This window comes from Saccharopolyspora soli (assembly GCF_022678645.1).
GTDB lineage: Bacteria > Actinomycetota > Actinomycetes > Mycobacteriales > Pseudonocardiaceae > Saccharopolyspora > Saccharopolyspora soli.
Genome location: NZ_JALBWV010000005.1, coordinates 61,732 through 87,657 on the forward strand (window position 1 = coordinate 61,732; position 25,926 = coordinate 87,657).

A 25,926-nucleotide genomic window follows, 5' to 3' on the forward strand; every position below is an offset into this window, starting at 1 on the left:
CTTCGCATAGCACGAGGGGTGCCCCGACAGCACTGCCGGTTCGTCCACAGTGGCTAGCTGGGGATCGTCAGACCCAACCGCTTGCGCTGTGCAGCGGGCCGACGACCCGTGCGATCCGGTCCGCGACTTGGCGCAGCGCCTCGACGACTTCGAGTTGGCGCTGGTCGGTGAGCCGGGCGATCGGGATGGAGGCGCTGATGGCGTCCGTCGGCGTGTCCGCGTAGTGCAGGGCGACCGCGAAGCAGCGCAGGCCGACGGTGTTCTCCTCGTTGTCCACGGCGTAGCCGCGCTCGCGGGTCGTGGCCAGGTCGGCGTCGAGCGCCGCGCGGTCGGTGAGGGTGTGCGGGGTGAGCGGGGCGAGGTCGGCGGGAATGTGCGCATCCCGGTCCGCGCCCTCCCGGCTCGCCAGGAGGACCTTGCCCAGCGAGGTGCTGTAGGCGGGCAACCGGCGCCCGACCCGGCTGTAGGGCCGCAGGTACTGGCTCGACTCCTTGGTCGCCAGGTACACGACGTCGTAGCCGTCGAGGCGCCCGAAGTGGAACGTTTCGTCGAGTTGCTCGCGCAGCTCGTCGAGGTACGGCGCGATCAGCGGTAGGTACGGGTCGGAGTCCAGGTAGCTCGTCCCGGCCAGCAGCGCGCGAATCCCGATGCCGTAGAAGGTTCCGGTGGTGTCCGCCCGGACCCAGCCGTACTTGGCGAGCGTGCGCAGCAGCGCGTGCAGGCTGCTGCGGGGCACGCCGAGCGCCTCGCTGAGCTCGCGCAGCCGCACCGGCCGGTTCTGCCGCGCGGCCAGGAATTCGAGGACTTCCACGGTCCGGGCCGCGGACTTGACCTCGCGGACCCCGGTCTCCGATCCCCCGAGCGCCTGGGCCGACTGTGACGTCATGCGTCCCCCTTTCCGGGTCACAGGGTAGCCATTCCGCTGGACAACCGTCCACATGGGCGGACGCGCGCCTCACCCGTCGGACACGTCGAGGCGCTGCGCAACGTCGTCCGCACACCAGCTGCCGAGCGATGCGGACGGCGGTGCTGGCCGCGGATCATCGCGATCTCGTGATCCGCAGGCAGCGCCGGTCCTCATCCGCGCGCGCCAGCTGACGCCCCCGCGTCGGCGACCAGCGGGTGGTGGCACTCGGCACCGTGCCCACCGCCGTCGCGGACCAGCGGCGGCGCCTCGGTCGCGCACACGTCCGTCGCCTTCCAGCAGCGCGTTCGGAACCGGCAGCCCGACGGCGGGTTCAGCGGCGACGGGATCTCCCCGTCGAGCACGATCCGCCCCGGCTTCCCGGCCCGGTCCAGCGACGGCGCGGCCGACATCAGTGCCGCCGTGTAGGGGTGCCGGGGCCGGTCGAAGACCTCCGCGGTCGTGCCCGACTCCACGATCCGACCCAGGTACATCACCACCACCCGGTCGGCGACGTGCCGGACCACGGACAGGTCGTGCGAGATGAACACGTACGACACGCCCAGCTCGCGCTGCAGTTCGGCGAGCAGGTTGAGCACCTGGGCCTGCACCGACAGGTCCAAAGCGGACACCGGCTCGTCGCACACGACGACGTCCGGGTCCAGCGCGAGCGCGCGGGCGATCCCCAGGCGCTGCCGCTGCCCGCCGGAGAACTCCTGCGGGTACCGGTCGGCGTCGCCGGGCCGCAGCCCGACCAGGTCCAGCAGTTCGCGCACGCGCGCCGCGCGTTCCTGCGAGGTCCGGTACATCCCGCGATGCGTGCGCCACGGTTCGGCGACGATCTCACCTGCCGTCATCCGGGCGTTGAGCGAGTCGAACGGGTCCTGGAACACCATCTGCACCCGGCGCCGCCAGTCGAGCAACGCCTTGCCGGACAGCGCGAACGGGTCGGTGCCGCTGAAGCGGACGGTCCCCGAATCGGGGAGTTCCAACATCAGCAGGGTGCGGGCCAGCGTCGACTTGCCGCAGCCCGACTCACCGACCAGGCCGAGGGTTTCGCCGCGGCGCAGGTCGAGGCTCACGCCGTCGAGGGCCCGCAGCCGACTGGTGGTGCGGCGGCTGCGCACGGCGAAGGTCTTGACGAGGTCGCGGACCTCGACCAGCGGATCAGGCACCGGACACCTCCGAGGAGTAGAAGCAGGCGGCGGCCCGCCCGGCACCGGTCGCCACGAGCGGTGGCCGGGACGCCCGGCAGCGGTCGCGCACCAGCGGGCACCGGTCCTGGTACACGCAACCCGCCGGGATCGCGGCGAGTTCGGGCGGCGAACCGGCGATCGAGCGCAGCTGTTCGCCGGGCCGGACGTGCTCCGGCACCGAGTCGAGCAGCCCCTTGCTGTACGGGTGGCGGGGGTTGGCGAAGACCTCGTCGACCGGGCCGGTCTCGACCACGTTGCCCGCGTACATGATCACGACCCGGTCGGCCTCCTCGGCGGCCAGCGCGAGGTCGTGGGTGATCAGCACGACCGCCATCCGGTGCTCTTCGCGCAAGTCCTTGAGCAGGTTCATGATCTGCGCCTGGACGGTCACGTCGAGGGCGGTGGTCGGCTCGTCGGCCAGCAGCACGGTGGGGCTCAGCGCCACGGCCATCGCGATCAGCAGGCGCTGCCGCATGCCGCCGGAGAACTGGTGCGGGTAGGAGTCCACGCGCGTCTCCGGCTCGGGGATGCCCACCCGTGCCATCAGCGCGATGGCCTCCTCGCGGGCCGCTTTCCGGGACAGGCCGCGGTGGATGCGGAAGGGCTCGGCGAGCTGCGTCCCGACCGGATAGACGGGGTTGAGCGCGGTCAGGGCGTCCTGGAAGACGATCGAGATGCCCGGCCCGGCCAGCGCGCGGCGGGTTCGCTCGTCCGCGGCGATGAGGTCGGTGCCGTCAACGCGGACCGCGCCGCTGGTCACGTCCGCGACCGGCTCCAGCAATCCGACGGCCGCCCTGGCCGTCATCGACTTGCCGCAGCCGGATTCGCCGAGCAGGGCCAGGGTCTCCCCGCGCCGCGCGGTGAAGCTGACGGCATCGACGGCGCGCACGGTGCCCGCCGGGGTGCGGATGTCCACGGTGAGCCCGTCGACTTCCAGCACGGTGTCGGTCTCGTCCAGCTCGGCAGTCACGCTGGCACCCCCTTCGGGCTGCGGGTCTTGCGGGCCGCGGGGTTGGTCAGCCGCCAGCGCTGCGCCGGGTCGGTCGCCAACCGCATCCACGCGGACAGCACGGTCGCGGACACCGTGGTGATCACGATCGCCAGGCCGGGGAAGAACGACAGCCACCACGCGGTGCGGAGGTAGGTGCGGCCCTCCGCGACCATCAGCCCCCAGCTGACCTGCGGCGGCTGGATACCGATGCCCAGGAACGACAGCGAGGACTCGGCGAGCGTGACGTAGCAGAAGTCCAGGGTCGCGACCGTCAGGAGGGTGGGCAGGACGATCGGGAGCACGTGTCGGCGGATGATCGCGCCACCCGGCGTCCCGAACGTGCGCGCCGCATCGACGAAGCCGCGCCGTTGCAGCTCGGCGGACTCGGCGCGGGCGGTGCGCAGGAACACCGGGATCCGGGTGATCGTCAGGACCAGCACGATCGTCGCGATGCTCGGGTCGAAGACGTAGAGCACGACGACCGCGAGCAGCAGCGACGGGAAGCTCATGATCACGTCCGCGATCCGCATCGCGAACGTTTCGCGGCGGCCGCGGTGGAAGCCCGCCCACATCCCGATCGCCGACCCGATGATCAGTGCCAGCAAAACGGTCGGCAGCGCGATGGAGAAGGTGGTGGCGCTGGCCACGACCAGCCGGGCGAGCACACTGCGCCCCAGCGGGTCCGTGCCGAGCAGGCCGAGCCAGCCGAGCTCGAAGCTCAGCGGGGGCCGCCGGGCGAGCGCGAGGTCTTGGCGCCGCGCCGCATCGCCGAGCAGCCAAGGCCCGAGCAGCGCGCAGAGCGCGGCCAGCAGCAGCACGCCCGCCGACACCGCGGCGACCCGGTCGGCCAGCAGCAGCCGCCCCAAGCGCGGCGTGGATGGTCCGGAGATCGAGGTGGGCGGCGTCTCCGGCGCCTGTTCGGTGGTGGTCATCCGAGGGCTCCTCTACACCGGGGTGAAGTCGCGGACGCGGGGGTCGAGCAGGGCGTAACCGATGTCGATGAGGATGTTCAGCGCGAAGATCGCCACCGCCGTGAGCAGCACCGCGGCCTGCAGGACCGCGAAGTCCCGCTCCAGGATGGAGTCGATCATCAGCTTGCCGATGCCGGGCCAGCCGAAGATCGTCTCGACGATCACCGCGCCGTTGATCAGGGACACCGCCAGGTCACCGGCCACCGTCAGGGCGGGGGCCGCGGCGTTGCGCAGGGCGTGGTGGGTCACGACCCGACGGCTGTCCGCGCCCTTGCTCCGGGCCAGCCGGACGTACGGAGCGGACAGCGCGGACACCATCGCCCCGCGCACCACCTGGGTGAGCACGCCGAGCGGGCGGATCATCAGCACCAGGATCGGCAGGATCCAGGACAGCACGCCGTTGTCCACACCGGAGGTCGGCAGGATGCCGAGCACCACGGCGAAGATCCACACACCGGTGACCGCGATCCAGAAGTCCGGCACGCTCGCCGCTGTCATCGACAGGAACGACGACACCCGGTCGGCGGGCGAGTTCGGCCGGTAGGCCGCCCAGCTACCGACGACGACCGCGCCGAGCACGGCCAGCGCCACGGTGACCACGGCCAGTTCCAGGGTGTGCGGGAACGCCCGCAGTGCCATCTCGGCGGCGGGCTCGTCGGTGCGCAGCGAGGTTCCGAAGTTCAGGTGCAGCACACCCCACAGGTAGTCGAGCAGCTGCTTCCAGACCGGCTGGTCCAGGCCGTGGGCCGCGGCGAACTCGGCACGCTGGGCCGGAGTCGCGGACTCCGGCAGGTACATCGAGGTCGGGTCGCCGGTGAGCCGGGCCAGCAGGAAAACGCCCAGCAGCACGGCGAGCAGGGGGATGCCGCTGCTCACCACCCGCTTGCGGAGGAAGGTGGTCATCTGGTGGTCCTCGGCGTCATCTCGGCGAGCCGCATCTCGTCGCCGGTCGCCGAGTTCGGTGCGTAGTTCACCGACGGCGAGCGGGCGAGGATGCCGCGCATGTGGGCGATGTAGGCGTACTGGGCGACTTCGCGGGGCTCGTCGGCGAAGACCTTCGCCAGGGCAGCCTGGCGGGCATCGCCGGTGAGCGCTTCGGCGTCGGCGATCTCGCGGTCGAGCTCGGGCGTGCCGTACGAGCTCTGGAACCCGTCGCTCTTCAGGTACTGGTCCATGCTGAACGCGGCGTCCCCGGACTGGTTGCCGTGCTGGATCACGAGCAGGTACGGCCCGGTGCCCGCGGGGAAGGGCCGTTGCTGGTACGTCAGCGCCTCGGAGGTGTCCATCATCTCGATCCGGACGGTCAGCCCGGCCAGTTCCAGCTGGTACGCGATGGCCTGCACGACCTGTTCGATCCGCGGGAACAGCCCGGTTCGGGTGATCAGCCGGATCGGCGCGGTGGTGTCCACCCCGTCGGCGCGGGCGGCGGCGACCAGCTCCCGCGCCCGATCCACGTCGAACCCGACCGGCGTCAGGTCCGCGTCGTGGCCGACCACGCCGTCGGGTACGAGTTGGGCGGCGGGCTGGCCGTCCCCGTTGAGCAGCGCCGAAACGATCCCGTCCCGGTCGACCGCCAGCCCGATGGCCTGCCGGACCCGGATGTCGTTCAGCGGCGGCTCGGTGGCCTGGATGCGCAACGCCGTCGTCTCGTTGTTGGGGTACGAGACGCCCAGGTCGCCCGCGCCGTCCTCGGGGCCGAGCCCGGTGGAGATGTCCGCCTCCCCGTTCACGACCATCGCCGCGCGGACGCTTGAATCCGAACGCCACTGGTACTCGGCGCGGGCGTAGGCCGGTGGCGCACCCCAGTAGTCGGGGTTGCGCTCCAGGTTCAGCCGGGTCCCAGCGTCCCAGCTCGCAACGCGGTACGGACCGGTTCCGATCGGGACGCGCACCTTGGCCGCCTCGTCGGTGGTCGGCGGAACCATCTCCACGAAGGACACCCGCAACGGGAGGATCGGATCCGGCTCGGGCGTGGACACCGTGAGCGTGGTCGGATCCGGTGCCGCGACCCGCAGGTCGTCGTCGCCGAAGACGTAGCCGTCCACGTTGCAGCCGAACGAGCCGTTCACCGCGCGGTCGATCGAGAAGGCCGCCGCCGCGGCGTCGAACGGGGTGCCGTCGGAGAAGCGGACGCCCTCGCGGATGCGGAAAGTCCATGTGGTGGGGCTGGTTTGGGTCCACGAGGTGGCGAGCAGCGGTTCCAGGTCGCCGGTGGTGGGGTTCCGCTCCGCGAGCGGCTGGGTGATGTTGGACCGGACGACGACACCGGTCGCGGTCAGCGAGGCGTCGCACGGCTCCAGGGTCGGCGGTTCCTCCGGCAGCACGATCCGGACGGTGTCGGCGCGGTCGGTGCTCGCGGCAGAACCCGAGCACCCGGCCGCGGCCAGGCAGAGCACGCCACCGAGCGCTGTGAGCACCGCCGCGCCCGCTCTCGGGCGCGGCACGGCTCTCCGTCGGGCAGAAGTCATCGTTGGTCCTCCGCGCACGAGGCAGGAAAGAGGGAAAGCAACTGTCCACGTATGCAGACAGTGCGTGAATCCGTGGACGTACCGTAGGAGCGGGAGTTGTAACCGTCAAGACATTCACATATGAAGACGGTGTACTCATTCTTGGCGTTCGGCTGTTAACGTGAGGCCACCCGGCGATACCCGGCCGGGACGCCGACGCCTGACGACGAGGAGCCGTACCGCAATGACCAGCGCGAAGACCCGCTTCTCCCCCGCCGAGCTGCGCACCGCGCTCGGCTCTGGACTGCTCTCCTTCCCGGTCACCCACTGCACCCCGGAGTTCGCGTTCGACGAGCCCGCGTACCGCCAGCACGTGGCGTGGCTCGGCGGGTTCTCCCCGTCCGGGCTGTTCGCGGCTGGCGGGACCGGCGAGTTCTTCTCCCTCACCGTCGCGGAGGTCGCGCGAGTCGTCGCCGCGACCGTCGAGTCCGCGCCGGACGGGTTGCCCGTCGTGGCGCCCGCGGGATACGGCACCGCGACCGCGGTCGAGATGGCCCGCTCGGCTGAGGAGTTGGGCGCCGACGGGGTGTTCCTGCTGCCGCCCTACCTCACCGAACTCGACCAGGAGGGCCTGTACCGGCACGTCGCCGCCGTCTGCCGGGCGACCTCGCTGGGCGTCACCGTCTACCACCGGGCCAACGCGCGGTTCACCGGGTCCACAGTGGACCGGCTCGTGGCGGAGTTCGACAACCTGATCGGGTTCAAGGACGGGATCTGCGACATCGACCTGCTCGCCCGGCTGCACGCCACGCACGACGACCGCCTGCTGTTCGTCGGCGGTCTGCCCACGGCCGAGACCTACGCCCTGCCGTACCTGGAGCTGGGCGCCACCACCTACTCGTCGGCGATCTTCAACTTCGCCCCGGCCTGGGCGAGCGCGTTCTACGCGTCGGTCCGGGCGCACGACCGCGCTGACGTGTACGCGCGGCTCGCCGAGTTCGTGCTGCCGTACCTGGAGATCCGCAACCGGCGGGCGGGGTACGCGGTGTCGATCGTCAAGGCGGGCATGCGGGCGGCTGGCCGCCCGGCGGGGCCCGTCCGCCCGCCGCTGACCGACCTGACCGATGCCGAACTGGCCGCCCTGACCGATCTCGTCAAGAAGGTGATCTAGCGGGAGCGCGTGTCGTGAGTGGAAAAGGTCGTCATGGCGACCATTTCCACTCACGACCCCAGCTCACCAGCGGGGTTTCTTCACGTCGTAGCTAGGATCGATCCGCTTCATGTAGCCGGTGTCGTCCCGGTCGCGGATCCCGCTGCGCAGGTACTGCTCGTGCAGCGCGCCCAGTTTGTCCCGGTCGAGCTCCACCCCGAGCCCCGGTGTCGTCGGGACGACGACGGCGCCGCCGGTGAAGGTGAGCACGCCGGGCTTGACGACGTCCTCCTCCGGGTCCTTCCACGGCCAGTGCGTGTCGCACGCGTAGGTGAGGTTCGGGGTGGCCGCGGCGAGGTGCGTCATCGCGGCCAGGCTGATCCCGAGGTGGCTGTTGGAATGCATCGACAGGCCCATCCCGAAGGTCTCGCAGATGCCAGCGAGCAGCTTCGAGCGCTGCAGCCCACCCCAGAAGTGGTGGTCGGAGAGCACCACCCGCACCGCGTTCCGCCGAATGCCCGGTGCCAGATCGGCGAAGCTCACCACGCACATGTTGGTGGCCAGCGGCATCGACACCTCGGGCGCCACCGCCGACATGCCCTCGATGCCCGTCGTGGGGTCCTCCAGGTATTCGAGGATCCCGTCCAGCTCCCGGCCGACCCGGATCGACGTCTCGACGGTCCACGCGCCGTTCGGGTCCAGCCGCAGCGGATAGCCGGGGAACGCCTCGGCCAGCGCCTTGATCGCCGCGATCTCCTCGTCCGGCGGGAAGACCCCGCCCTTGAGCTTGATGGCGGAGAACCCGTAGTCCGCGATCATGCGCTTCGCCTGCGCGACAACACCGTCGGGATCCTGCGCGGCGCCCCAGGCGTCCGGCTCGGCATCCGGGTGGCCCGCCCACTTGTAGAACAGGTAGGCCGAATAATCGACCCTGTCCCGCACAGCACCGCCGAGCAGCGCGCTGACCGGCAGCCCGGTCGCCTTGCCCTGCACGTCCAGGCACGCGACCTCGAACGGCGAGAGGACGGCGTCGGCGGTGCTGGAGTTGGTGACCATGCCAGCCATTCCGTGCCCGCCGCTCGCGGTGTCGCTGGCGAGCGACGTCCGCACTTGCCGGGCGAGGCCGTTGAGGTCCCACACGTCCGTACCGATGACCAACTCGGCGGCGCGGCGGAGGCGGTTGAGGTGCTCGGCATCGCCGTAGGTCTCACCGAGACCGGTCAGGCCCTCGTCCGTGCGGATCTCGACGATCGCGCGGATGGCGAACGGCTCGTGCACGCCGACCGCGTTGAGCAGCGGAAGATCCCGGAACGCCACCGGGGTGATCTCGACGTCGGCGATGTGCTGACTGCTGGGCACGACAACTCTCCTTCTTCGCAGCGGCTGGCGGGCAGGACGGGGACGGCGGATTTCAGCGCGACCGCGTCTGGCGAACTCGGGCGCGGCATCCACGCGGGTGGTATCACCGCAGGTCTCGCCAAGACCGACCATCGCCCGCTCGACGACCAGTCATCTGCATATGTGGACGAATGCCTCGAATGGAGATGACAATAGGAACCGCGAGCGGCTGGTGTCAACGCTCCCCCGCGGACCCGGAACTCGCCGTTTCGATCGATGAGTTGTCGTTGCAAGACGCGGAGTTCCGCACCTGGGCCTGCCCACCAGACGGTCGCCCGTCCCCTGATCAAGTCTTCGCTACCCTCGTCGCGTCCGTCGTCGACTACGCCCGACAGCACGTCTGCGGATCGGACTGCGTGCCTTGGTAGCAGCAGTGCGCAGCGAAAGCCCTTGCCGTCAGGCCCGACCGGGCTCGCGTTGACGGGTTGCTCCGGTGCGGCGTACGGTTTTCCAGGTCCAGCACGGGTTAAGCCGGTTCCTTGGGGCCTCCTGCTGAGGCGAATTGCGATGCGCGCGATCATCATCGAACGATTCGGCGGGCCTGACTGCCTCGTCTACACCGAACTGCCGGAGCCCGAGCCGTTGCCCGGCCACGTGGTGATCGAGATCAAGGCGTTCGGCATCAACCACGCCGAAATGCACATGCGCCGAGGCGAGTGGGCCGAGGCCGCTCAGGTCAGCGGCATCGAGTGCGTTGGCCTGGTGAAGGCTTGTCCTGGTGGGGAATTCCCGATCGGCGCCAAGGTCGCGGCTCTGATGGGCGGCCTCGGGCGCACCATCAACGGGAGTTACGCCGAATACACCAGAGCTCCCGCGTCGAACGTGGCACTCATCGAATCCGATCTGCCCTGGGCCGAACTCGCCGCGATCCCGGAAACCTACGCCACCGCCTGGACTTGCCTGTTCCGCAACCTGGAGATCACCGAGGGGCAAACCCTGGTCATCCGCGGTGGGACCTCCTCCTTCGGCCAGGCCGCCATCAGCCTGGCGGTCAACGCTGGCGTGCGGGTCATCGCCACCACCCGCAGCCCGAAGCGCTTCGGCATGCTCGCGGAACTCGGTGCGCAGCGGGCCGAGTTGGAAGATCCGAAGCTCTCCCACCGGATCGCTGAAGCCAAGCAGCTCGACGCGGTGCTGGACCTGGTGGGCAACAGCACCATCCTCGATTCGCTGGCCATGCTGCGCCGGGGCGGTCGCGCCTGCTTGGCCGGTTGGCTGGGCGGGCTGGAGCCGATCGCCGATTTCAACCCGCTGCTGCAGATGGCCAGCGGCGTGTACCTGACCTTCTTCGGCAGCTTCGTCTTCGGCACTCCCGGTTTCCCGTTGTCCGACGTGCCGCTCCAGAAGATCGCGGAGGACGTCGCGGCTGGACGCCTCAAGGCGAAGCCATCACGGGTGTTCCGCTTCGACGAAGTCCGCGAAGCACATCGCGTGATGGAGGCCAACGAAGCCCGCGGCAAAATGGTCGTCGTCCACGACTGATCGCCGAACACGCCGACGGTTTCCCTCATGTGGGAAAGGGGATTCGCGGCATCCGGCTTGAGAGGCGGGAAAGATCAGGAAGTCCGACTGCCGAACCCGCCGATGATCAGCACGTCCGGATCAAGCATCGACGGCGAGGCTCCGCTTGAGCACCTTGCCCGAGGGATTGCGGGGAAGCTCCGCGACGAACCGGAATTCCACCGGCACCTTGTAGTCGGCCAACCGCCGCGCCGCATGTGCCCGCAAGTCCTCCGCCGTTGGGGCGGAGCCGGTGCGCGGCACCACGACCGCGCGGACCCGCTCGTCGAAGAGCGGATCCGGCACCCCGACGACGGCGACCTCCGCGACGTCGGGATGGGTCGCCAGCGCGTTCTCGACCTCCAGGCTGTAGATGTTCTCGCCGCCGCGGATGATCACGTCCTTGAGCCGGTCGAGCACCCGGACGTGGCCGTCGGCGTCGATCGATCCCACGTCCCCGGTGTGCAACCAACCGTCCACGAAGGTTTCCCCGGTCGCCTGCGGATTGCCCCAGTAGCCCGCGGTCACGACCGGACCGCGCACGCACAACTCCCCGATCCGGTTCCGGAAATCCCGCGGCGGCGCACCGTCGACGGAGATCCCGAGCTCGACGCCGGAGACCGCGCGGCCCGTGCTCCACGGATGGTCCTGGTACTCCTCGCCTTCGACGTAGGTGACGATCGACGTGGCCTCGGTCAGTCCCCACACGTTGGCCAGCACGACACCGGGCAGCCGTTTCGCCACCTCGGCGGGGAAGGTCTCCGGCACCGGTGATCCGCCGAGTACCACCAGGCGAAGCGCGGAGAGGTCGGCGGTCGCCATGCGCTCCTGGGACAGCAGCAGGCGCAGCATCGCCGCCACCCCCGCGAAGAACGTGATCCGCTCCGCGATCAGCAGCTCCAGCACGGGTGCTGCCCGGAACGCCGGAACGAGCACGCAGCACCCGCCAGCCGCGATGAAGCCGATGAGCTGGGAGACCGTGCCCGTGGCGTGGAACATCGGTGCCGCGATGAGGGTGCGCTCCCCCGGCGCCGCCCCGAGGCGTTCGCGCACGGTCCCCGCGTTGAACAGCAGATTCGCGTGCGTCTGCATCGCGCCCTTGGGCCTGCCGGTCGTACCTGACGTGTACAGCAGGTGCGCGACGTCCTGCCGCTGCCGCGCAACGCCGGGCGGCTCCGTCGGAACCTCTTGTGGGGTGGTGAAATCCTGTATCGCGATCGCGCCGGAGGGCAGCCGCTCGGCGAACTCGTCGTCGGTAAGCACGAAGCGAGCGCCGCTGTCGCTGAGGACGTGCTCGATTTCCGTTGTGGTGAACCGGTTGTTGACCAGGACCGCGATGGCACCGGACAACTGGATGCCGAAATAGCCGACCGCGTAACGCCAACCGTTGGGCAGCAGAATCGCGACCCGGTCGCCGGGTTCGACCCCCAGCGCGACGAGTCTGGCCGAAGCACCGGCAGCGTGGCGCAGCATGGCCGCGTAGTCCAAGCGCAGCGCGCCGTCGACCAATGCTTCGCGGGTGGCGTGTTCGTCGGCGACTTCCAGCAGCAGTTCGGCGAGGTTGTTGGTCATCGTCCCCTCGGACGGTGCAGGCCGGTCCGGGCGAGGCTGGGGCCGTCGTCGAGGCGAAGCGCTTGCCCGGTGGTGCATCCGGCGGCGGGTGGCAGGAGGTAGAACACCGCGCCGACGACTTCGGCCGGGGATGCGACCCGGCTCATCGGCTTCGGCGAGCATCCGGTCCCGCACCGACGCCGCAGCACTTTCGCGGCGCGATCAGGCCCGAAACGACGGCGCCGCTCGCCGCGCCTTTGACGAGGACCTTCATCCGTGGTGCGGGCCGGGGCGACCAGGCCCGACTTTCCTCCGTCATGTCAACGATCCCCTGTGTCGATCGATTGATCGACACGTACGCTAAGGGCCGCCCCCGCAGACGTCAAGCGATCTTGCCGGGCCGACTTCGAAAGCCCGCGGCACCGGAGGGAGGAGCACATGGCCAGGAAGCGCAGCCTCGACGAAGGCCCGGTGCTGCGCGGGAGGATCATGCGACGCGCCAGTGTGCTGTTCTACGAGCGCGGATACGCCGCGACGTCCATCCGGGACATCGCCGACGCGGTCGGCATCTCGTCTTCCACGATGTACCACCACTTCACCAACAAGCAGGAAGTGCTGCATGCGATCATCGCGAACTTCATGACGGACTTCGTCGCGACGACCCTGCCGGTCCTGCGGGACGAGCTGCGCACGCCGACCGAGCGGATCCGCGAGATCGTGGCGCTGCACCTGAAGATCAGCGACGAGCGACGACCCGAACTCCTGATCGGCAACCCGATCCGCTACGCGCTGAACCCGCGACAGCAGCGCGACGGCATCGCCGCGCAGGCGAAGTACCACGACGCGGTCCGCGCCGTGATCGAGGAAGGCCGTGCCACCGGCGAGTTCGAGGTCGCCGACGTGGACCTCACAACCATGGCGGTGCTCGACATGCTCAACGGCGTACGCGAATGGTTCCGGCACTCCGGACGACTCACCCTGGACGAAGTCATCGACCAGTACACCGCGATGACGCTGAAGGTCCTCGGCACGACGTACCAGCGGCTACCGCCCGAGTCCCAGCGGAATTGGTGACAGCGAAAACCTCGTCGTCACAACACTTTTCGGCCTTTGGAGCGGGGATCGTCCACAGCGGTGCCGCTGTGCAGGATCCCGGCCATGGCCCGATCACGCCATGCTGCAGTCGAGTCGTAGAGCTCCTTGCCGATGTCCACGGTGGATACGAGCACGCCAGCGGTGTTGCGCCGCAGCCGTCCTACCGTGACACCGTCGGCGCGCACGAAGAAAGCTGGCCACAGGCTTTCCGGGGCGGACGAGTTCGGGCAGCTGATCCACATGTGGTTGCAGGCGGCGGCGGTTGTCATCGCCGCCGACATGGTGACGCCGGGATAGGTGAAGGTCGCCGCCCGGTTGAGAGTTTCGAAAGCAGTCCCCATCGCGGCACCGATCGTTTCCACTCGCTCGGGAGACGCGTTCGCGGCGTGGAACGAGTGGAACATCAGCTGCACACCCGACTTCGCGTACTCGCGGTACAACTCCGGGAAGCGGTAGTCGTAGCAGATGAGGGCACCGCACCGGACGCCGTTGATCTCCCACGTGCTGAAGTGGTCTCCGGGGTTGTAGTGCCCCAGGTCGCCGGTCCGTTCATCCGGGCTGCCGGAGCAGAACCGCTTGTCGTAGCGGTCGACGAGCTCACCGGCGTCGTTGATGACGTACAGGCTGTTGTGCGGCTTGTTCGGCCCGCTGAGTTGATGCGCTGACCCGAGGACGATCCAGATGCCCGAGCCACGGGCCAGGTCGGCGATGCGACGAGTTGCCGAGCGGAGCTCATCCCAGTCGAACCCGTCGAACGTGCCGAAGTCGACGCCCGCGTATCCCGACAACGCTCCTTCCGGGAAGTGCGCCACGTCCGCGCCCCGCTCCGCGGCAACCCGCACCTGCCGAACGACGTGGCCGAGGTTGCGCCGGATGTTCGCGCTGACCGGGAACTGGCACGTAGCCACCCTGATGACCGCCATGCCGCCATGATCCCGCACCGAGCGCGGCGTCCGGCGAAAAGGCGCGTCAGTCGAGGTACACGCGGAGTGCGCCCATTCCGTTGATGAGCAGACTCGGGAAGCGAGCCGGTTCTTCGTCCGGTTCCGCCAGCCGCAGTTCCGGGAAGCGGTCGAGCAGGTGGCCGATCGCGATCCGGGCTTCCAGCCGGGCCAGGGGCGCGCCGAGGCAGTGGTGGATTCCGTGCCCGAACGCCAGGTGCGAACTGTCCTTGCGGGTGACGTCCAGTTCAGCCGGTGACTCGAACCGATCCGGGTCGCGGTTGGCAGTGGGCAACACCGGCACGACGACCTCGCCAGCCGGGATGATCACCTCACCCACCTGGACCGGCGCGCTGGTCTTGGCCGGGATCGTCACCATCACCGGCGAGTCGTATCGCAGGAACTCCTCGACCGCGGCAGGGACCAGGTCGCGATCGGCCTGCAGCTTGGCGAGTTGCGCCGGGTGAATCAGCAGCGCGTACATCGCGTTCGCGATCAAGCTGACGGTCGTTTCGTGCCCAGCCACGAGCAGCAGCACCACCATCGAGGTGAGCTCGTCGTCGGTGAGCCTGTCGCCGCCGTCGCGCACGGCGATCAGATCCGACAGCAGATCGTCGGTGGGCGCGGCGCGTTTCTGCTCGATCATCTGCCGCACCATGGCGACCATCGAACTCGCGGCGGCGACGTAGTTCTCCGCCGTCTGCGCTGCTCCGTTGATCACGATCGTGGACAGCTCGCGGAACTCGTCCCGCTGGAACCCAGGCACGCCGATGAGTTCCGTGATCACCGTGATCGGCAACGGGTAGCTGTACCCGGCGACGAGGTCCACCGGACCGTCGCCCGCCGCCTCCAGTTCGTCCAGCAGGCCAGCGCTGATTTCGGCGATCCGCGGTTCCAGCGCCGCCACCCGCCTGCGGGTGAAGACGGCCGACACCAAGCGGCGCAACCGGGTGTGGTCAGGCGGATTGGTCGACAGCATGTGCCGGTTGATCGCCGAGACGAGCTCGTCGGGCAACTGGTCCGCGTGCGGCATCTCGGTGTGGGACTTGACCACGTCCGGACTCGACAGGACCTGCCGCACTTCGGCGTAACCCGTCACCAGCCACACCGGAACCCCGGTGAAAAGCGTCACCCGCTGTACAGGCCCGGGGGCGCTCAGCTCGTCAAAAGCCCGGTACCTGGCCGTCGCGGTCGTCTCGGTGAACGGAGAAGCTGTCACGCCCTCACACTATCGCCAGATGAACTCATCCGACGAGTTGATGGCGTATTCGCAGCGTCCCACGTGGCGAGTTCTTGCTGTAGCGGGCGGTAGGTCTGCGGAGTGGGTGGTGGTTGGGACAGTCCGCCCACTCCGCGTCCAGATTTCAGGTGTTGATCCGGAGTTCGAAGCCCGGCCTGTTGTCGTGGACCATGTACCGACATTCGTAGGTGGTGCCGACGAATGATTGGCCTTGCCGGTTGCATTCGTCCAATGACATGTAGAACCCACGCTACGCCGATCATCCGCTGCCCCACCACCAACTGTGGTCGAGAGAGTTGCCCGAGAAATCCCAACTTTCGTCGGTAATGGATAGCGCGCGCCGAGTTCGCGATGTGTGGTGCTCGGCCGTGCCGCCGCTAGGTGAGGACGCTGGGCAGGAACGTGGCGATCTCCGGCACCGCGATCATCACCAGGATCAGCGCGAACTCGATGCACAGGTATGGCGCGATACCGCGGAAGATGTCGCCCAGATCCAGTTGCGGCACCACGGATTTCATGGTGTAGAGGTTGAGTCCGACCGGTGGCGTGATCACCGCCATCTCCAGGTTCACCACCAGCAGCACCCCGAACCACAACGGGTCGAAGCCGAGTTCTTCCACCGCTGGCACCAGGATCGGCGTCACCACCAGCAGCAGCGAAGCGGCGTCGACCAGGCAGCCCAGCAGCACGAGCACCAGCATGATGACGATCAGCACCAGGTACGGGTGGATGTCGAGACCCGCCACGAAATCCGTGACCGCATCGGGCACTCGGGCGACCACCAGCATCTGGGTGAACACGAACGCCGATCCGACGATCGCCAGCATCGCCGCGGAGACGCGGGCGGTCGAGACGAAGATCAGCTTCAGGTTGCGCCGCCCCAGCTTGCGGTAGACCAGGCCGGTGACCGCGAACGCGGCCAGCGCTCCGATCGCCGCCGCCTCGGTCGGCGTCGTGATTCCGGTGTAGATGGAGCCGAGCACCAGCACGATCAGCACCAGGGCGGGGGCGATCTTGCCGATGGCGCGCCACCGCTCCCGCCAGCTGAACCGCTCGTCCGCCATCGGAGCATTGCCCGGTGCGACCTTGGCGCGCAGCACCACGTAGCCGATCATCAACGCGGCGAGCACCAGACCCGGCAGGATGCCACCGGCGAACAGCGCGGCCACGCTCTCCCCGGTCACCGAGGCGTAGAGGATGAACATCAGGCTCGGCGGGATGAGCATCGCCAACGCACCGGAGGCGGCCACCGAACCGCTGGCGAACGCCGGTTTGTAGCCGCGGGCCAGCATTTCGGGCACCGCCATCCGACCGATCAGCGCCACCGAGGAGATGCTCACCCCGGACATCGCGCCGAACAGCGTCGAGGATGCGATGGCCGACGCGCCCAGCCCACCCGGTACCCGGTTGAACCAGCGGTGCGCCGCCCGGAACAGGTCCCGCCCCAAGCCGCTGACCGCCAGCGCTTCGCCGAGCAAGATGTACAGCGGCGCGGCCACCAGCGCGTACTCCTGCAGTTGCGCGGCCATCGCCAACGGCACGAGTTTCAGACCGTTGGTCCCGGCCAGCCCGAGCAGTCCGGCGACGCCGGAGACCGCCAGCGCGATGAAGATCGGTGTCCGCAACGCGATCAGCACGAGCAGCAACACCACTGCGAGCACCACGATGGCGCCGTCCGGGAGGATCACGGGTTCGCTCCGTCCTGTGCGCTGGGACCGCTGGCGGTGGGATCGGGCTCCCCGCCAGGCGGGAACAGCAACGCCACCAGGACCAGGAACGTGCCGGAGACGGCCAGCACGGCGTCCGGAATCCACAGCGGCACGCTGAACGTCCCCGCCCCGGTCAGGCCGTGCGAATAGGACAGCGCCACGGACTGGAACCCGGTCACCGCGAGCACCAGCCCGAACAGCGCCGTCGCCACTGCGGTCACCACGCCCGCGACCCGCTGCCAGCGCGGCGACAGCGCTCGGTGCACCAGGTCCATCGAGATGTGGTGCCCGGTGGCGTACAGGTACGGCATCGCCAGCACGGTCAGCCCCAGCACAGCCCCCGAGTTCAGCGGATAGGCCCAGTCCGTTGGCGCGGCGAAGGCGTACCGGACCAGCACGTCGTAGCTGATCGTCAACATCATCAGCCCGGCCAGCGCCATCGCGACGACCGCCATCGCGAGCGACCCCGCCAACACCATCCGGCGTGCGGTGGAAAGCATCGCAACCTCCTCATGCACTCCGGATGAGGTCGAGGACCTGTTGGGCGGCGGGAGGATCACCGAGAATCCGCCGCCAGCGTTCGTGCACCGCGGCCGCCGCGGCGCGGAACGGGCGCTGCTGCGCCTCGTCGAGTTCGACGAGCTCCACCCCGGCCTCGCGAATCGCGGGGAGGTAGTCCTGCTCGTGCACGGTTACCAGCCGGTCGGTGCCCGCGCGGAACATGGTCCGCCCGGCCTCGTCCAGCGCGGCCCGCTGCTGCGGGGCGAGCCCGGCGTACCAGTCGACGCGGCAGTAGGCGTCCACCGTGTACATCCCGAACTGCGCCGCCGTGCCGTACCGGATGATTTCCTGCAGGTCGCGGGAGATGATCGTGCCCAGGTAGCTCATCATCCCGTCGATGGTGCCGCGCTCCAGGGCCTGGTAGACCTCCGCCGATCCCATGAACACCGGTGCCCCGCCGAGCGCCTTGACCGTCTCGCCCTCGATCTCACCGGCCACCCGCAGCCGCAGCCCGCGCACGTCCGCCGGGCGCAGGATGGGGCGGCGGATCGTCCACAGGTACTCGAAGCCGGTCGGCATCCCGCCCAGCACCCGCATGTTCTGCCGCGCCAGCCGTTGGTTGATCGCCGCCGACACCGCGCCGTCGGGATCGATGGCCCTGCGGTGCCTCGCGAAATCCTCGGTGGTGAAGGGCAGTTCCAGCGAGCCCAGCACCGGGAAGCTCGACGACACGTAGGAGCTGGTCTGGAACACCACGTCGACGACGCCGTGCAGCAGACCGGGCACCAACTCCTCAGCACCGAGCAGCGTGCCGGAGTTGAAGACGTCGAAGGACAACCCGCCGACATCACGGGCCGTGCCCAGGAACATCTCGATGCCGGGGAACAGGTCGTCGTAGGACTTGGTCAGGTAGGTCGCCGCGATGGGCTGCTTCGCACCGGCCTGCCGCGGAGCACATCCGCTCAACCCGGCGGCGAGCGCCCCGGATCCGATCGCGGACAGGAAGTCCCGCCGCGCCAGGCCGCGCCCGCTCACCGGCCACCTGCCCGCGCATGGCCGCGCAGCACCAACCCGAATTCGGGATCGTTCAACGCTGAACTCCCTTCCAACCGTGGAGCCGCCGGACTGTGGCATCACACGGGCGAAGATGCCAAGAAAAACGTCTCACTGGACGAAACGCCCAACCCCAGGCGCGGGAGCGCTCCTATGCCCGCACCCATTCCCCTCGCGGAAGTGGAGCCGGGACTGCGAGGCTATGAGCGGGTTGAATGGTCCTGACCCCAACGACGCGAGGAGGCGATGCAGTGAGCTATGACGTGATCGTCGTCGGACTCGGTGGGATGGGCAGCGCGGCCGCGCACCGGCTCGCGGCCCGCGGACAGCGGGTGCTGGGCATCGAACAGTTCCACGCCGCCCACGACCTGGGGTCCAGCCACGGCAACTCCCGCATCACGCGGCTGGCCTACTCCGAACATCCGTCGTACGTGCCGCTGATGCGCCGGTCGTACGAGCTGTGGCGGGAGGTCGAGCGCGAGTCGGGTCGGCGGCTGCTCACCATGACCGGGGCGGTGATGCTCGGCGATCCGGGCTCAAGCGTGGTCTCCGGGGCACTGCTCAGCGCCCGGCAATGGGGTCTGCCGCACGACGTGCTGGAGCCCGCCGAGGTGCGCCGACGCTTCCCGACGTTGAACCCGGCAGACGATGAACTGGCCGTGGTCGAGGACAGCGCCGGGTTCGTCCGGCCCGAGCAGGCCGTGCTCGCCCACAGCGACCTCGCCTCGCGGGCCGGTGCGCAACTCCGCTACGGCGAGCGGGTCATCGACTGGACCACCACCCCGCAGCACGCCCAGGTGTCGACGGACCAGGGCACCTACCTGGCCGACCGGTTGGTGATCTGCCCCGGTGCGTGGGCCCCGGAACAGCTCGCCGACCTCAGGATTCCACTGGTCGTCGAACGTCAGGTCATGCACTGGTTCCAGCCGCGCGGCGGGGTCGATCGTTTCCGGCCCGAACACCACCCGGTCTACCTGTGGGAAGCCGATCCCGACCACATCGTCTACGGCTTTCCCGCCCAGGACGGCGAGGATTGCGTGAAGGTCGCCTTCTACCGGCGGCCGGGAGTGACGACGCCCGACACCATCGACCGGAGTGTCCACCCGGCCGAGGTCGAGGAGATCACCGCCTACCTGGCCGATCGAATCCCCGGACTGGCCGAGCACCACCTCCGCTCGAAGACGTGCATGTACACGCTCACTCCCGACCACCACTTCGTGATCGGCGCCCATCCCCGACACCCGCGAGTCGTGGTCGCATGCGGATTCTCCGGCCACGGGTTCAAGTTCGTGCCGCTGGTCGGCGAGGTGCTCGCCGACCTCGTCATCGATGGCGCGACCGCCCACGACATCGCCCTGTTCGACCCGACCCGCACGTTCGCGACGCCCTGACGGGCTCAGCCCTTCAGGCCGCTGCCGAAGCTGCGGATCATGTAGCGCTGGAAGATGAAGAACAGCACCAGGATCGGGAAGCTCGCCATCAGCAGACCGGCGAAGATCTGGCCCCAGTTGCTGCTGTATTCACCGACGAAGCTGTAGATCTGCACGGGAACGGTGACGTTGTCCGTGCCGCCCAGGTAGAGCAACGGCGTGAAGAACTCGTTCCACACCGCGAGGCCGTCGAGCACGATCACGGTGCCGGTGACCGGAAGCAGCAGCGGCATGATCACCCGCCGGAACGCCTGGAACGCGCTGGCTCCGTCGATGCGCGCGGCTTCCTCGTATTCGATGGGGATCTGCCGGATGAAGCCCGTGTAGAGGATGACGGTCAGCGGTAGCTGGATGCCCACGCTGAAGATGATCACCGAAACCGGGTTGGCGGCGATTCCCAACGCCGTGAACGTGCGGTACATCGGCAGCACGCCGATCTGGAACGGCACCATCATGCCCGCGGCGACCAGTCCGTACCAGCGCTTGCCCGCTCGGCCCGAGCGGGCGAAGTAATAACCAGCGCACCCGCCGACGACGACCAGCGCCACCACGGTGACGCCGGTGATGTAAATGCTGTTGAGGAACGCCGAACCGAGGTTCCCCTCCTCCCACGCGAGCACGAAGTTGCTCAGATCGAGCCGGGTGGGCACGCCGAGCGGGCTTTGCGCGACTTCGGCCGAATCGCGGAATCCCACCGAGATGAGCAGCCACAGGGGGAAGACGAAGACCGCCGTCAGGGCGATCATCACCACTTCGAGAATTCCGGTGCGCCAGGTGTAGGAGTTCATCAGGCTTCAGTCCCGTTCTCGGAAAACACGCATTTGCCCGAACGAGATCACCGCGATCAGGATGAACACGATCAGGCCGAGGGCGATGCCGTAGCCGTACCTGTTGTAGAGGAATGCCTCGTTGTAGAGCAGCGTGGACAGGGTCTGGGTCGCGTATCCCGGTCCGCCCTGCGTCGTCGCGAGGACCTGGTCGAACAGCTTCAGCGACATGATCAGCGACAGCGTGATGTTGATCAGGGTCGGGGTGCGCAGCAACGGCCAGGTGACCCAGGCGAACCGCTTGACCGGGCCAGCGCCGTCCATCACCGCCGCTTCGAGGACCTCGCCGGGGATGTTCTGCATCCCGGCGAGGTAGATGACCATCGAATAGCCCACGTGCTGCCAGACGACGATCGCCACGATCCCCCACATCGCCAGGGCGGGATCGCCGAGCACGTTGAGGCCCTGGGCGGAACCCAGCAGTTGGCTCAGGCTCGACACCGGTCCGCCCGGCACGAAGATGAACTGCCAGAGGTAGCCCACGATGATCGGCGTCATGACGACCGGCGCGAACAGCAGGGTCCGCAGCACGTTCCGGCTCTTGATCCGCGAATTCAGGCCGAGCGCGAGCCCGAGTCCGATGGCGTTCTGCAACACGGTGATCGCGGCCGCCATGACGATGGTGTGCCACAGGGCGCCCACCGTTTCCGGGGACGAGAACAGGTTTGTGAAGTTGTCCAGCCCGTTGAAGTGGATCGCGCTACCGAGCCCGCTCCAGTCGGTGAACGCGTAGTAGACGCCCTGCATCGTCGGGTAGGCCACGATGGCGGCGAACAGCACCAGGCAGGGAACGGCGAACCAGAACGACACGCTGGTGCGAGTGGGTTTCTTGTGCGCGGGCCGCCGCGTCCGCACTTCGACGGCCCGTTCGCTGGTCATGGTCATCTGCGGCTCCTGCCCTCGACGGCATCCGACCTACGCGCCGTGCAGCACGTTCTGGATGGCGTCGACGGCTTCCTGGACGCTCTTCTTGTCGAGGATCAGGTCCTGGTCGACGGCGATCATCGTCTGCTTGACCTCGTAGTTCGGCCAGTAGTTGGTCGGCCACAACGCGGTCTTGTTCGCCTGGTACAGGCTCGCGATGCCCTGCATCTCCGGCTGGACGGTGGCGTCCGGGGTGGACTTGTACGGCACCCCGTAGTTCGCCTTCGACGCCGCCTCCATCTGCTCCGGCTGGGCGAGGAAGTTGATGAACGCCGTCGCGGTCGCCTTGTTGGTGCTCGACTTGGCCACCGCGTAGGCGGCCCCGGTGTTCGTCGTGAGGTAGGTGTCCGCGGGGTTCTCGGTGGCCGGGATCTCGAACATGTCGTAGCGGAGGTTCGGGTTGCCCTGCTTCAGGTCGTCGATCGCTGGCGAGATGACGTCAACACCGAGCGCCTTGCCCGAGGTCACCAGCTGGGTGGCCTGCGTGTCGGAGTAACCGGTCGAGTTCGGCTGGAAGCAGTTGGCGTCCCGCATCTGCACGTACTGCTCGTGCGCCTTCGTCAACGAGGAGCGCCACAGCTCGGATCCGCTCCAGGTCACGGCGCCGGTCGTCACCTTCTGGGCGAACTGGGGATCCTGCGAGTACACCAGGGTGTTGGCGAGTTCGATGGGGACTTCGGTGTTCAGGTATCCGGTCTGGTTGCCGAGCGCGATCGGAACGATTCCCTTGGACGACACGGTGCGGCAGAAGTTGAGCAGCTCGGAGAACCGCGTCGGCACCGAAACACCCAGCTTGGCGAGCAGGTCCTTGTCGTAGACCACGCCGGTGGGGTTCTGGTACGAGGTGAAGGCGTACACCTTCCCCTGTTCCGAGACGAGGCTGGTCGCCGTGTCGCCCAGTTGCGACGCCCACGGCTGCGACATGAGGTCTTCGAGCAGTCCGGCCTGGGCCAGGGTCTTCGTCGCCATGGAGTTGCCGGAGCCGCCCCAGACGAACATCACGTCGGGGCCGTGCCCAGCGGCCAGCTGGGCCCGCACGGTCGTCTGGTAGGTGTTCGACGGCGACTGCACGAACTGGACGGTGACGCCCGGGTGCAGCTTCTGGAACTGGTCCGCAGCCTCCTTCAGGTAGGGCTGACCGGTCTGCGAGCTGACCCGGATGACACCGCTGATGCCGCCCGAGTTCGAGCCCGAACTCGTCGTGTCGATGGCGCCCGTGCAGCCCGTCAGCGCCGTCGCGGCCGCCAGCAGCGCCGCGCCGACGGCGAGCCGCCGAGTCGCGCGGGCCTTGCGGCCAGGGGTTCGCGGTGTTCTCGATGTGTCGGTCATCTTTGACTCCACTCGATTTGCGGTTCCGAGCTCCGGGGTGTGGCCGATCGGCTCACACGCGCTGTCCGAGCACGACGTGGTAGGGCTGGTTGGCGAGCGTCTGGTCCAGGCCGGGGACGATCCAGGCGTCCCTGCCCGCCGCGCTGCGGGCGAGGAGGAAGAACTCCAGCGGGTAGGCGGTATCCGTGTAGTTCGCCGGGACCTCCGCGGTGAAACGCCGATCACCGGCCGGGACCATGGGGATGCTCAGGTACTCCTCGGCCTGGTTGAGGTGGCGCACCCGCAGGGTCAGCTCGACGTCCACAGCCGCCTCGGCCTGCACCACCAGCGGCTTACCAGGCACGAAATCCGCTGGTGGGATGCAGGTGACGGCAGGGCGCGGAGCGGGATCGCCCGGCGGGACCGTGGCGCGCACCGGCTTCCCGGCGGCGATCGCCTCGTCGAGTTCACGGGCGAACTCCTCGACGTCGCTGTCGACCTGCGCGAGCCGGTCGCTCCAATGCCCCTGCTCCGACGGACGGTCGCCGAAGGCCAGCTCGGACGCGTAGACGCCCCGCGTGCCGGTGACGATCTCGGCCAGCGCCTGCCGACCTGCTCGGTAGCTTTCCAGCCCGTCCCGGAGGTGCTGCGGATCTTCGGTCTGGCGGAACAGCGAGTACCCGATGCCCGCTCTGATCTTGCCCGCGAAGAACCGCGCCAACAGCGCCGCAACCGTCACATCCACCTCGACGCGGCGGAATTCGGGCGTCGCGGGGTCGCTGACCCGGCCCCGTGCCCGCCTGATCGAGGTTTCCGCGACGCCTGCGAACCGTTCGAGCCACGACGCGACGTGCTCCGGCGTGTACCTGCCGCTCGGTCGCCCGGCGAGCAGCCCGCTGGCGTAGTCGTCGGCCGATTCGAACAGGGTGGGGTCGAAGGGGCTGACTCCGCCCCAGGTGCCCGGTGCGGAGAGGTCGAAGTCGTACGTCGCTGACTTGACGCCGCGCGCGATGGGCATGTCGGTGAGCACTTCGGGCCAGAAGAAGTTGTTGGAGGCGCTCAGCGACTGCGTGACGGTCACCAGCGGCAGCACTTTGCCCGCCGCGCTCAGCGCGTTCTCGATGTCCTCGGCGGCCTCGGCGAACTGGGCCCGCAGATACCGCGACCACGTCTGCCGATCAGCGTCCGGGTCGAACATCAGCCGACCCCACAACCGGTATTCGTAGGCGTACTTCTGCCAGTCCGAGGTGCCGAGTTGCAGCTCCGGGTCGACGTAGAGGTCTCGCGGGGCGGTGCCCGCGGTGTCCTTGCGTCCCCGGAAGGTCAACGGCTCGCACAGTTCGGCGCCGAGGGCTCCGCCGATGGTGCTCATCCGACCGTATCCCGCGAAGATCTCCGGATCCGCCCACAGCAGGAATCGCTGGGTGCCGGGCCACACCCGGAACAGCAGGTCGAAGTCGCGATCCTGGCGGAGGAAGTCGCCATAGCCGTAGCGGGTGAACCGCCGCGCGTTCTGGGTGATGCCGCGCAGGTCGTCATCGTTGGCCGGTCGGGCGAACTCCAACGGCCGGACCGACGCTTGGTGGTAGGGCAGGCCCTGGTGCTCGGCCCAGTACTTCGCCGAGAGCGAGACGCGGGCGCCACTCGCCCGAGCCGCGTCGACCAACTCCTGGTCAACGCCCTTGGAGTGCATGTCGACGTCCAGGGCGCGCCCTACCCCGTGCAGACCGCTGAGCACCGTGCGCCAGAACGCGGCGCGTCCGGCCTCCGGGACCCCGCCTTCGTAGTGCACCCGGAACGTGACGCCGTCGATGGACGGGCACTCCCGCAGCAATTCCCGCAGCGCCGCCGCCGAGTACGCGGCGACTTCGTCATCGGCCAGTCCGTGGATGGGATAACGAAGATTGGGGCTGTCCACGAGTTCCGGACGCACCGCGTGGTTCCACAGCCCCAGCTGGAAGTGCAGCCCGCGCCGCTTGGCCTCGTCGCTGGCGAACCGCAGGGCGGCCAAGTTCTCCGCCCGCTCGTCCTCTGACAGACCGGTGACGCCGACCCCGTCCCAACCCGGCACGTCCAGCAGGAACGGGTAGGCGAAGCAGAGGTAGTTGTCGCGCACGTCTTCGTCGTGCGAGTAGTTGTACTGCATTCCCAACGCCAGGTGCAGCCGGTTGATCCGGTGCACCGCGAGCTCGTCCAGGTAGGCGGTCCAGAAGTCGCGATCGCGCAGCCACGGACGGTCGAGCACATCGCTGGAGAAGGACCGCAGCACACCGCGCACCGCTACCGCGGGGCCGCGCATCGGTGACTCCGCCGACCGGATCGCCGCAACGGGATCGGAGGCGCAGCGCACCCGGTCGGCGAGTTCTGTCAACCCGTAAGCCAGTCCACGCGGCTCGGCAGCGCGAACCAGGGTCACCGCGCCGGGTTCGATCGCGAAGGTCTCCGCCGGAGCGGGTATGTCGGCCAATTCGACGCGCACGACGGCGAAATCGCCCAATTCCTCCGCATTCCGACCAACCTGCGCCGGAACGCCCTTCGCGGCCAGTTCCGCTCGCAACCGCGACACGGCCCACGGCACAGGTGCGAGCAATCCAACCTCGGTAGCGAGATCGATCAACACAGTGGTATCCGCCCGATCGGGCACCTGCGTTCGCCTCCTTGCGTTACGCAACATCGTCAACGGCGCCGGACGCCGGACGTTCCACATTGCTCAGTGGATCAGACGGGACATCGCCAATCCAGAGGGCCGCGAAATTCGTTGCGGTACCTTGATATTCATTGTTCCAGCTT

22 protein-coding genes are annotated in these 25,926 nt (G+C 68.6%); 4 read left to right on the plus strand and 18 right to left on the minus strand.

The genetic code is table 11. The features are described 5' to 3' along the window. Positions 1–67: 67 nt before the first annotated feature. The 6 genes from MOQ72_RS05290 to MOQ72_RS05315 all read right to left on the minus strand — a co-directional run bounded on the left by MOQ72_RS05290 (position 68) and on the right by MOQ72_RS05315 (position 6,530). On the minus strand, positions 68–886 hold the full coding sequence (locus MOQ72_RS05290) for an IclR family transcriptional regulator (RefSeq protein WP_242180933.1): 819 nt from the start codon (positions 884–886) through the stop codon (positions 68–70). Positions 887–1,077: 191 nt separating this feature from the next. Next, entirely contained in the window at positions 1,078–2,079 is a 1,002-nt protein-coding gene (locus MOQ72_RS05295; protein ID WP_242180934.1) for an ABC transporter ATP-binding protein, read from the minus strand. Further along, positions 2,072–3,070: an ABC transporter ATP-binding protein gene (locus MOQ72_RS05300; protein ID WP_242180935.1), complete on the minus strand. Its 999-nt coding sequence runs from the start codon at positions 3,068–3,070 to the stop codon at positions 2,072–2,074. Before MOQ72_RS05300 ends, MOQ72_RS05295 begins: the two co-directional genes overlap by 8 nt. Continuing rightward, positions 3,067–4,023 (minus strand): ABC transporter permease, encoded by a 957-nt coding sequence (locus MOQ72_RS05305; RefSeq protein ID WP_242180936.1) that lies wholly within the window; start codon positions 4,021–4,023, stop codon positions 3,067–3,069. Before MOQ72_RS05305 ends, MOQ72_RS05300 begins: the two co-directional genes overlap by 4 nt. A 12-nt stretch (positions 4,024–4,035) precedes the next feature. Continuing rightward, positions 4,036–4,965: an ABC transporter permease gene (locus MOQ72_RS05310; protein ID WP_242180937.1), complete on the minus strand. Its 930-nt coding sequence runs from the start codon at positions 4,963–4,965 to the stop codon at positions 4,036–4,038. Next, on the minus strand, positions 4,962–6,530 hold the full coding sequence (locus tag MOQ72_RS05315) for an ABC transporter substrate-binding protein (protein WP_242180938.1): 1,569 nt from the start codon (positions 6,528–6,530) through the stop codon (positions 4,962–4,964). The genes MOQ72_RS05310 and MOQ72_RS05315 overlap by 4 nt, the downstream gene beginning before the upstream one ends. 223 nt (positions 6,531–6,753) lie before the next feature. Between MOQ72_RS05315 and kdgD the strand changes: the two genes are divergently transcribed. Next, a complete protein-coding gene (kdgD, locus tag MOQ72_RS05320) occupies positions 6,754–7,680 on the plus strand; it encodes a 5-dehydro-4-deoxyglucarate dehydratase (RefSeq protein WP_242180939.1) in 927 nt (308 codons plus the stop codon). Positions 7,681–7,743: 63 nt separating this feature from the next. On the opposite strand, the gene MOQ72_RS05325 is transcribed toward kdgD, so the two are convergent. Then, a complete protein-coding gene (locus tag MOQ72_RS05325) occupies positions 7,744–9,018 on the minus strand; it encodes a glucarate dehydratase family protein (protein ID WP_242180940.1) in 1,275 nt (424 codons plus the stop codon). A 546-nt stretch (positions 9,019–9,564) separates the two neighbouring features. On the opposite strand from MOQ72_RS05325, the gene MOQ72_RS05330 reads away from it, so the two are divergent. Beyond that, positions 9,565–10,539 (plus strand): zinc-binding alcohol dehydrogenase family protein, encoded by a 975-nt coding sequence (locus tag MOQ72_RS05330; protein ID WP_242180941.1) that lies wholly within the window; start codon positions 9,565–9,567, stop codon positions 10,537–10,539. A 120-nt stretch (positions 10,540–10,659) separates the two neighbouring features. Here the strand turns inward: MOQ72_RS05330 and MOQ72_RS05335 are convergent, their stop codons facing one another. Together MOQ72_RS05335 and MOQ72_RS05340 are read right to left on the minus strand one after the other, a co-directional pair. Continuing rightward, positions 10,660–12,129, minus strand: a complete 1,470-nt coding sequence (locus MOQ72_RS05335; RefSeq protein WP_242180942.1) for a class I adenylate-forming enzyme family protein — start codon at positions 12,127–12,129, stop codon at positions 10,660–10,662. Then, positions 12,126–12,275: a hypothetical protein gene (locus tag MOQ72_RS05340; protein WP_242180943.1), complete on the minus strand. Its 150-nt coding sequence runs from the start codon at positions 12,273–12,275 to the stop codon at positions 12,126–12,128. The genes MOQ72_RS05335 and MOQ72_RS05340 overlap by 4 nt, the downstream gene beginning before the upstream one ends. 271 nt (positions 12,276–12,546) lie before the next feature. On the opposite strand from MOQ72_RS05340, the gene MOQ72_RS05345 reads away from it, so the two are divergent. Then, entirely contained in the window at positions 12,547–13,182 is a 636-nt protein-coding gene (locus MOQ72_RS05345) for a TetR/AcrR family transcriptional regulator (protein ID WP_242180944.1), read from the plus strand. Positions 13,183–13,199: 17 nt separating this feature from the next. Here MOQ72_RS05345 and MOQ72_RS05350 read toward each other — a convergent pair whose 3' ends face one another. From MOQ72_RS05350 to MOQ72_RS05370, 5 genes are all read right to left on the minus strand, one after another. After that, on the minus strand, positions 13,200–14,126 hold the full coding sequence (locus MOQ72_RS05350) for a carbon-nitrogen hydrolase family protein (protein WP_242180945.1): 927 nt from the start codon (positions 14,124–14,126) through the stop codon (positions 13,200–13,202). A 46-nt stretch (positions 14,127–14,172) separates the two neighbouring features. After that, positions 14,173–15,363, minus strand: a complete 1,191-nt coding sequence (locus tag MOQ72_RS05355; RefSeq protein ID WP_242180946.1) for a cytochrome P450 family protein — start codon at positions 15,361–15,363, stop codon at positions 14,173–14,175. 398 nt (positions 15,364–15,761) lie between these two features. Then, the gene (locus MOQ72_RS05360) at positions 15,762–17,072 is read right to left on the minus strand and encodes a TRAP transporter large permease (RefSeq protein ID WP_242180947.1); all 1,311 of its coding nucleotides are present in this window, start codon (positions 17,070–17,072) and stop codon (positions 15,762–15,764) included. Beyond that, the gene (locus MOQ72_RS05365; protein WP_242180948.1) at positions 17,069–17,593 is read right to left on the minus strand and encodes a TRAP transporter small permease; all 525 of its coding nucleotides are present in this window, start codon (positions 17,591–17,593) and stop codon (positions 17,069–17,071) included. The genes MOQ72_RS05360 and MOQ72_RS05365 overlap by 4 nt, the downstream gene beginning before the upstream one ends. Before the next feature lie 10 nt (positions 17,594–17,603). Next, complete coding sequence (locus tag MOQ72_RS05370) at positions 17,604–18,629, minus strand: TRAP transporter substrate-binding protein (RefSeq protein ID WP_242180949.1); 1,026 nt, start codon at positions 18,627–18,629, stop codon at positions 17,604–17,606. Positions 18,630–18,898: 269 nt separating this feature from the next. Between MOQ72_RS05370 and solA the strand changes: the two genes are divergently transcribed. Beyond that, positions 18,899–20,038, plus strand: a complete 1,140-nt coding sequence (gene solA / locus MOQ72_RS05375) for an N-methyl-L-tryptophan oxidase (RefSeq protein WP_242180950.1) — start codon at positions 18,899–18,901, stop codon at positions 20,036–20,038. 5 nt (positions 20,039–20,043) lie between these two features. Here solA and MOQ72_RS05380 read toward each other — a convergent pair whose 3' ends face one another. From MOQ72_RS05380 to MOQ72_RS05395, 4 genes are read right to left on the minus strand one after another with little or no spacing between them, the layout of a single operon-like run. Continuing rightward, positions 20,044–20,865, minus strand: coding sequence for a carbohydrate ABC transporter permease (locus MOQ72_RS05380; RefSeq protein ID WP_242180951.1), 822 nt, complete (start codon positions 20,863–20,865; stop codon positions 20,044–20,046). A gap of 6 nt (positions 20,866–20,871) precedes the next feature. Further along, the gene (locus MOQ72_RS05385) at positions 20,872–21,789 is read right to left on the minus strand and encodes a carbohydrate ABC transporter permease (protein WP_242180952.1); all 918 of its coding nucleotides are present in this window, start codon (positions 21,787–21,789) and stop codon (positions 20,872–20,874) included. 30 nt (positions 21,790–21,819) lie between these two features. Further along, positions 21,820–23,157, minus strand: coding sequence for an ABC transporter substrate-binding protein (locus MOQ72_RS05390; RefSeq protein WP_242180953.1), 1,338 nt, complete (start codon positions 23,155–23,157; stop codon positions 21,820–21,822). A 52-nt stretch (positions 23,158–23,209) separates the two neighbouring features. After that, positions 23,210–25,780 carry a hypothetical protein gene (locus tag MOQ72_RS05395; protein WP_242180954.1) on the minus strand — a complete coding sequence of 857 codons (2,571 nt, stop codon included), beginning with the start codon at positions 25,778–25,780 and terminating at the stop codon, positions 23,210–23,212. Between the last annotated feature and the right edge of the window lie 146 nt (positions 25,781–25,926).

What these genes read in the sequence shown, in the direction of transcription:
- MOQ72_RS05290 (WP_242180933.1), bottom strand. Translation starts at nt 886, where the DNA reads ATGACGTCACAGTCGGCCCAGGCGCTCGGGGGATCGGAGACCGGGGTC.
- MOQ72_RS05305 (WP_242180936.1), bottom strand. Translation starts at nt 4,023, where the DNA reads ATGACCACCACCGAACAGGCGCCGGAGACGCCGCCCACCTCGATCTCC.
- MOQ72_RS05310 (WP_242180937.1), bottom strand. Translation starts at nt 4,965, where the DNA reads ATGACCACCTTCCTCCGCAAGCGGGTGGTGAGCAGCGGCATCCCCCTG.
- MOQ72_RS05315 (WP_242180938.1), bottom strand. Translation starts at nt 6,530, where the DNA reads ATGACTTCTGCCCGACGGAGAGCCGTGCCGCGCCCGAGAGCGGGCGCG.
- kdgD (WP_242180939.1), top strand. Translation starts at nt 6,754, where the DNA reads ATGACCAGCGCGAAGACCCGCTTCTCCCCCGCCGAGCTGCGCACCGCG.
- MOQ72_RS05330 (WP_242180941.1), top strand. Translation starts at nt 9,565, where the DNA reads ATGCGCGCGATCATCATCGAACGATTCGGCGGGCCTGACTGCCTCGTC.
- MOQ72_RS05335 (WP_242180942.1), bottom strand. Translation starts at nt 12,129, where the DNA reads ATGACCAACAACCTCGCCGAACTGCTGCTGGAAGTCGCCGACGAACAC.
- MOQ72_RS05340 (WP_242180943.1), bottom strand. Translation starts at nt 12,275, where the DNA reads ATGAGCCGGGTCGCATCCCCGGCCGAAGTCGTCGGCGCGGTGTTCTAC.
- MOQ72_RS05345 (WP_242180944.1), top strand. Translation starts at nt 12,547, where the DNA reads ATGGCCAGGAAGCGCAGCCTCGACGAAGGCCCGGTGCTGCGCGGGAGG.
- MOQ72_RS05350 (WP_242180945.1), bottom strand. Translation starts at nt 14,126, where the DNA reads ATGGCGGTCATCAGGGTGGCTACGTGCCAGTTCCCGGTCAGCGCGAAC.
- MOQ72_RS05365 (WP_242180948.1), bottom strand. Translation starts at nt 17,593, where the DNA reads ATGCTTTCCACCGCACGCCGGATGGTGTTGGCGGGGTCGCTCGCGATG.
- MOQ72_RS05380 (WP_242180951.1), bottom strand. Translation starts at nt 20,865, where the DNA reads ATGAACTCCTACACCTGGCGCACCGGAATTCTCGAAGTGGTGATGATC.
- MOQ72_RS05385 (WP_242180952.1), bottom strand. Translation starts at nt 21,789, where the DNA reads ATGACCATGACCAGCGAACGGGCCGTCGAAGTGCGGACGCGGCGGCCC.
- MOQ72_RS05390 (WP_242180953.1), bottom strand. Translation starts at nt 23,157, where the DNA reads ATGACCGACACATCGAGAACACCGCGAACCCCTGGCCGCAAGGCCCGC.